Annotated in this window: 9 protein-coding genes and 1 pseudogene; 4 read left to right on the forward strand and 6 right to left on the reverse strand. The window is 36.2% G+C overall.

All coding sequences use genetic code 11. From position 1 onward, the window contains the following. The 5 genes and pseudogenes from ACFINU_RS08955 to ACFINU_RS08975 all read right to left on the reverse strand — a co-directional run. Positions 1–162, reverse strand: a pseudogene (locus ACFINU_RS08955) (exonuclease); the annotation flags it as partial. A 1-nt stretch (position 163) separates the two neighbouring features. Further along, positions 164–991: a recombinase RecT gene (locus ACFINU_RS08960; RefSeq protein WP_375618854.1), complete on the reverse strand. Its 828-nt coding sequence runs from the start codon at positions 989–991 to the stop codon at positions 164–166. A gap of 139 nt (positions 992–1,130) precedes the next feature. Then, positions 1,131–1,868 carry an antA/AntB antirepressor family protein gene (locus tag ACFINU_RS08965; protein ID WP_375618853.1) on the reverse strand — a complete coding sequence of 246 codons (738 nt, stop codon included), beginning with the start codon at positions 1,866–1,868 and terminating at the stop codon, positions 1,131–1,133. A gap of 48 nt (positions 1,869–1,916) precedes the next feature. Next, entirely contained in the window at positions 1,917–2,336 is a 420-nt protein-coding gene (locus ACFINU_RS08970; RefSeq protein WP_375618852.1) for a hypothetical protein, read from the reverse strand. Positions 2,337–2,556: 220 nt separating this feature from the next. Then, complete coding sequence (locus ACFINU_RS08975) at positions 2,557–2,883, reverse strand: XRE family transcriptional regulator (protein ID WP_375608881.1); 327 nt, start codon at positions 2,881–2,883, stop codon at positions 2,557–2,559. A 94-nt stretch (positions 2,884–2,977) separates the two neighbouring features. Between ACFINU_RS08975 and ACFINU_RS08980 the strand changes: the two genes are divergently transcribed. Genes ACFINU_RS08980 through ACFINU_RS08990 form a run of 3 tightly spaced genes read left to right on the forward strand, consistent with a single transcriptional unit; the run spans position 2,978 to position 3,861 of the window. Continuing rightward, positions 2,978–3,295 (forward strand): hypothetical protein, encoded by a 318-nt coding sequence (locus tag ACFINU_RS08980; RefSeq protein ID WP_375618851.1) that lies wholly within the window; start codon positions 2,978–2,980, stop codon positions 3,293–3,295. A gap of 10 nt (positions 3,296–3,305) precedes the next feature. After that, the gene (locus ACFINU_RS08985; protein WP_375618850.1) at positions 3,306–3,662 is read left to right on the forward strand and encodes a hypothetical protein; all 357 of its coding nucleotides are present in this window, start codon (positions 3,306–3,308) and stop codon (positions 3,660–3,662) included. 10 nt (positions 3,663–3,672) lie between these two features. Continuing rightward, complete coding sequence (locus tag ACFINU_RS08990) at positions 3,673–3,861, forward strand: hypothetical protein (RefSeq protein ID WP_375618849.1); 189 nt, start codon at positions 3,673–3,675, stop codon at positions 3,859–3,861. Between the two features lie 207 nt (positions 3,862–4,068). Here ACFINU_RS08990 and ACFINU_RS08995 read toward each other — a convergent pair whose 3' ends face one another. Beyond that, positions 4,069–4,506 (reverse strand): hypothetical protein, encoded by a 438-nt coding sequence (locus ACFINU_RS08995; protein ID WP_375618848.1) that lies wholly within the window; start codon positions 4,504–4,506, stop codon positions 4,069–4,071. Between the two features lie 75 nt (positions 4,507–4,581). Between ACFINU_RS08995 and ACFINU_RS09000 the strand changes: the two genes are divergently transcribed. Then, positions 4,582–5,058, forward strand: a complete 477-nt coding sequence (locus ACFINU_RS09000) for a crossover junction endodeoxyribonuclease RuvC (protein ID WP_375618847.1) — start codon at positions 4,582–4,584, stop codon at positions 5,056–5,058. Positions 5,059–5,190: the final 132 nt, after the last annotated feature.

A 5,190-nucleotide genomic window follows, 5' to 3' on the forward strand; every position in this document is an offset into this window, starting at 1 on the left:
GCTTGTTTCGCCTGTTAAGCGCTCTGTTATGAGTTTGATTTTGTAGTCTTCATATTTGCTCGTAGGCAATCCTTTTGTAGTTTTATTGAGTATGTTGTAAATGTTTGATGCGGTGACTTTACCCAAGCGTGCTTGGAACCATTCTGCTGTTCTTTGTTCCATCTCACACCGCCGTTCTTTGTTCTTGTGGTGCATATTCTATATCTTGGACGTGAATATATTCGGCATCTTGTATAGGCGCCTCTATTTGCTTTTGTTGTAGGAAAGATTGTTCTTTTTCATGCTGTCTCTTTTGCAAAACATCCAAAATCCTTTGTGCTACTTCATCAGGAAGATCTTCAAGCCTGTCGACTTGTGCATAATCAAGCACTTTTTCTTCTTCTGTTTGAGTGATGTTTATTAATTGTTTGATTTGCGTAAGCACATCATAAGAAACTAACTTCGTTTGTACGTTATGGTTTGTTTCATTGATACGTTTAGCTTCATCTTCTTCATAAATACCGGACAAACCGAAAGCGTAACGAGCACATTGTATAGTGGCTTTATGACGCAACATACGTGCGGGGTATTTTTTCCAAGGGTCACTGTGGCCTTGTTCGCATTCTTTGCGATATTCGGTGACTTCGATAGGGTCTTTAATGCCTTTGAGACGAATAGCACATTTGATAGCAATGATATTCCCATCATCATTGAGTTGATCTTGAAAGGTCATGCCATCAAAGTCAGGATTTGATTTGATGATCTTTATCCAACCGTCGATAGAAACAACGGGTATGATGCCGCCGCCTTTTTTAGGGAGAGCATAGATTTCTTTTGTTAAAGGGTTAAGTCCATAAGTATTGGCAACAAAAAGAAAAACGGCAAATTCTGCATCAGTGATGACATTAGCATTTTTATCTCCAATACAAGTTTTTATGATTGTGGTTCGAAATTCTTCAGCAGAAAATCCATATTTTTCTGCCATTTCGTTTAAAAAAGTAGAATTTTTCATCTTGATTTCCTACATTGCGCGCAATTCCCCCGTGGCGTGAATCACGCTTGTGTTAAAAGTTGGTTTTTCGGTGTTAGAAACGGCTTATAGAGATACTATAAGATTAGTCGTTCGTATTTCTTTTCCATGATTGTTGCTCTTAATGCATGGTTTGTCTTTTAAGCTCTTGAGACAGCACACCAATTCCTTTTGCTGTGATTTTTGCGCAAGGAATGACTTTTTCTGCCTTTTTTGTTGTTTGAATGATGTGGGTTGAGCAATCCATTAGTCCTTTTTGGATTTTATCTTGATAAGGAAGCAAAGGAGCGCCATCAGTAATTCGATATACCCATCTTTTTTCTTGTAAGAAGAGAATGAACTTTTTGGGTTGCATTTCAAGAATTTTAGCAGCTGTAATAAGACCGAAGAGCCCATCAGAGCGTTGCAAGCTTTCCAGAGCCATTGCTTTTGGTTTTAAATCTTCAATGATGGTATCTTTTTGATTTATTTGACCTTGTAGGTAATTCAAAAAGCCAATCATCGCTTGTGGACTTGAGTAATCGATTTGTGGTGTAACAACTTGCTTTGCACGCCGCTCGCATTCGATAAAGTATTCTCTTGCTTGCTTTCCTTTTTTATTACGCTCGACCATGGCAAGCTCTTTCGCCATGTCTAAGGTAAGATAGTATTCTACTGCTATGGCATTGTTCGCTTCCATTTTTTTGTGGAAGCGAATAAAGTCCCTTCCATCAAGGAAAGCATAGGTCATGATACGCTTTTTTATCCACGTAGAAAAATCTTGTTTACTCTCCAAAAAGGCATGTAATTCACGTGCGTTTACTGTTTGAACGTCTTCTCCGTTAACCGTGTTATTTGCAATAGCGATAGGATTATTCATAAGTTTACTCCATCCGATCATTGAATAAGAGGAAAGAGGAGGGCGCTTTTAGAAACGCCCTCTGTAGTGTGTATAGTGTGGGTAGTTTGGAATGACATCCGAAAGAGTTAACCGGTGCTGCTGTTCATAAGTCCCGTAAGTTTCATCTTCATATCGCTGCTGTTCGATTTCTTCTAAAAAAAAACCGTATGCGTTACTGTCTTTAACAAAGTCGTGAGGTATATTACCGTTGAAACATTGCTCTTCACATTCTTTCAGATAGCATTCGGCAATATCTTCAGAGATATCTTCACAACGATTAGTCGTTGGTTCTACGCGCAAAATTTGGACAGCATTATCGGCTTGGTCGATAAATTTGATAATGTCCTTTTCTTCTAAGAAAGGACCAGATTTAGCGAGATTTTGTTCTTCATTTTCGCAGATGACTAAGAGAATTTCATCAGAATTTATAAACACTGGTTTATTCACAAATGCCTCCATATCAAAATATTTAAATACATTTTGAAAAAAACACCTTGACATAGGTTTTTTTTTTCGGGGTATGGTATCTATATATTTCATATTTAATGAACATCGTCAATAAAAAAATTCATAAAATATGAAATTTTATAAAGGTAAAAATTAATTATGGATAACACAATGTTAGAAAAACTTTGGAATTATGGAGATAAAAAAGTGATGGCAGCTATTATTCTTTGTCTAAAGAACAAGAGTTTTGAAGAATCGTTAAAACAGCTTTCTGAACTTCAGGTTTTGCTTGATAATAAAGACGAATAAATTGTTCAGATTCTTTTATTAAAAAAGGTGGGATTTCACCAAAAAAATCAATAATTTTTATTAGTTCGTCCGCTCTTATTAATCTAGGTTTTATTGGTTTATTTTTTGCTGAATTATTTAGTATGTTGGACAAAGCAGATGGCAATATTCCTAAGTGTTTAGCTAGCATTTTTTTGCTGCCATGTCCATTTTTAGCTAATTGCTCCTTAAGCCATGCCTTTAACTGATCCGATTCCATAAGAGTAAGGCTCTTTCATGTGACATGAAAAATCAATAAAAAAAAACTGAATTTTTATCTTGATAAAATTCATGAAATATGAAATTTTATTGTTATGAAAAAAGAACCTGCGTATACCATAATAAAATATTTAGGGGGGGCTGTTAATGTTTCGCGTATTTTGCAGAAATGTAAAGGCGCTGTTTATCGTATCACTTACTCTAAAGAGAAGGGGGGTGCTAATGGATTATTTCCTTCAATTTATCAGGCGCAATTATTAACCTATGCAAGAGATCATGGGATAGATTTGCGCCCCGAAGATTTTTTTTATCCCGAGCGCTTGCAGAGATTAATGCAAGAGCAACACCCCCCAATGTCGAAAATTTGCAAGAGCTGCGGTGTTGATCACACCGGCGATAGATTGCAGCATTAAGGAGATCAAAATGAGTTCGAATGAAATTTTATGGATAGCAGTGGTTTCAGTTTTGCTTTTAAGCGGAGTGATGTTTCGTATTGCTTTGTATTATCGCGCGCAGGTTAAGGCTCTTTCAGAGGAGATTCAATATCTTATGGCAAGAGTAAAAAAGGTAAATACTGATTTTATATTAGGGAATAGAAATATGATTTATGAATGTGATGCGGATATAGGAAAGTCTGCAGCAGAAATTAAACAACTGAAGCAAGAGATTGAAGAACGTGACGAGGAAATTAAACAACTGAAGCAAGAGCTTAAGCCGCGTGATGAAGCAGTAAAAGCGCCGCCTCATAAGAATAAGAAGAGTAAGAAGAAGGGTAAGTGAGGAGAGAAAGATGAGTTTAGTAGCAACAGTTCTTTCTATAACTACCAATCTATATTTGCTTTATGAGGTTTATCACTATTTTAAACAGGCAGGAGAGCTTAGGGATGAGATAATTAAACAAAAAAGAATAATATGGGATCTAGAGGATAAACTTAGGAAGAATGAGGGGATAAGAAATAGGTCCAAAAAGAAGCTTTAATTGTTTTTTGAGGATTACTTGAGGAAGTATGTTCCATAATAAAAAGCGGAGTATCTGATTTATTCAATTTTGAGGAACAAATGAAAAATTCTAATTTAATTTCTTGTCCACCGATTATATTATTAAAGGAATTAAGACCATTTTGTAAGGTTTGTTCTGTTTCGAGTTTTATTAGGTCTATATGTTTCGGAGATGTGGGGTTGATAGTTATTTGGCCATTTCCGCTAAAAATGTACCGTTGCTATAAACTATTTTATCAAATTCGAATTGGCATTTTTTCTCTATCCATATGTGATTTATTTTAATCATTCTTTCTGTAGGATTTTTAATGTATAATATGACACTAAATTTATTAGGATCATGTTTGTCTGGAGTAGGACTATGTACATTGAACTGTAGCGGTGGTCCTAAGTCCAGTTCTTCTTTTGTTTTTAGTAAAAAATTGACATGTTTTTCTGATGATGTGGCTTGCTTTTGCAATGATTTATTTTGCTCTTCTAGATGGTTAAACTGTTTTTCTACATTGCATAAATCTTCTCTTCGAGTCTTTTCTGCTTTTTTGAGATCTACGTATCTTAAAAACAACGATAGTATTAGGGAAAAGATACTAATAATTATAGCTATAACATCTTTATCTATTTGCATACTTCTTACACCCTTCTTTCCTTCATTTTCGGAAAAAAACACCTCTATAAAACACATTTTGTATGGAGCGGCGCGGTGATTAACACGATTCTTTGTTTTGATCTAGGTACGCGGACTGGGTGGGCGATACGTGGAGGGGATGGTAGTATCATAAGTGGTACCGTGAATTTTCAATCGCGCCGTTTTGAAGGCGGCGGAATGCGTTACTTGCGTTTTAAGCAATGGCTATCAGAAATAAAGCAGACAGCAGGTCAAATTGACGCGGTGTATTTTGAAGAGGTGAGGCGTCATAAAGGTACAGATGCCGCGCATGTTTACGGCGGTTTGTTAGCAACGTTAACGGCGTGGTGTGAACAGCATCAGATACCGTATGAGGGGATACCAGTAAGTACGATTAAGAAAGCGATGACGGGGAAGGGGAATGCGTCGAAAGAAGAGATGATAGAGGCAATGTGTATTAAAGGGCACAAGCCATGTGATGATAATGAAGCAGATGCTTTAGCAATTTTACATTTAGTTAAAGAAAGGGAGATCTCAAATGATGTCCAATAATAAAGTAGCGTTTGTAAAATTTAGTACAGATCATTTTTTAAAGGATCTTATGGGATTAAAAGCGACCGAGAAGGCTGTTTATACAACACTTGTGTTGCTAATGAATGATAGGAAAGCGCCTCTTATAAATAA

This window comes from Bartonella sp. AC130YNZD (genome assembly GCF_042196865.1).
Classification (GTDB): Bacteria; Pseudomonadota; Alphaproteobacteria; order Rhizobiales; family Rhizobiaceae; genus Bartonella.

Coding starts and splice junctions, on each gene's coding strand:
- ACFINU_RS08960 (WP_375618854.1), bottom strand. CDS start 991: ATGAAAAATTCTACTTTTTTAAACGAAATGGCAGAAAAATATGGATTT.
- ACFINU_RS08965 (WP_375618853.1), bottom strand. CDS start 1,868: ATGAATAATCCTATCGCTATTGCAAATAACACGGTTAACGGAGAAGAC.
- ACFINU_RS08975 (WP_375608881.1), bottom strand. CDS start 2,883: ATGGAATCGGATCAGTTAAAGGCATGGCTTAAGGAGCAATTAGCTAAA.
- ACFINU_RS08980 (WP_375618851.1), top strand. CDS start 2,978: ATGAAAAAAGAACCTGCGTATACCATAATAAAATATTTAGGGGGGGCT.
- ACFINU_RS08985 (WP_375618850.1), top strand. CDS start 3,306: ATGAGTTCGAATGAAATTTTATGGATAGCAGTGGTTTCAGTTTTGCTT.
- ACFINU_RS08990 (WP_375618849.1), top strand. CDS start 3,673: ATGAGTTTAGTAGCAACAGTTCTTTCTATAACTACCAATCTATATTTG.
- ACFINU_RS08995 (WP_375618848.1), bottom strand. CDS start 4,506: ATGCAAATAGATAAAGATGTTATAGCTATAATTATTAGTATCTTTTCC.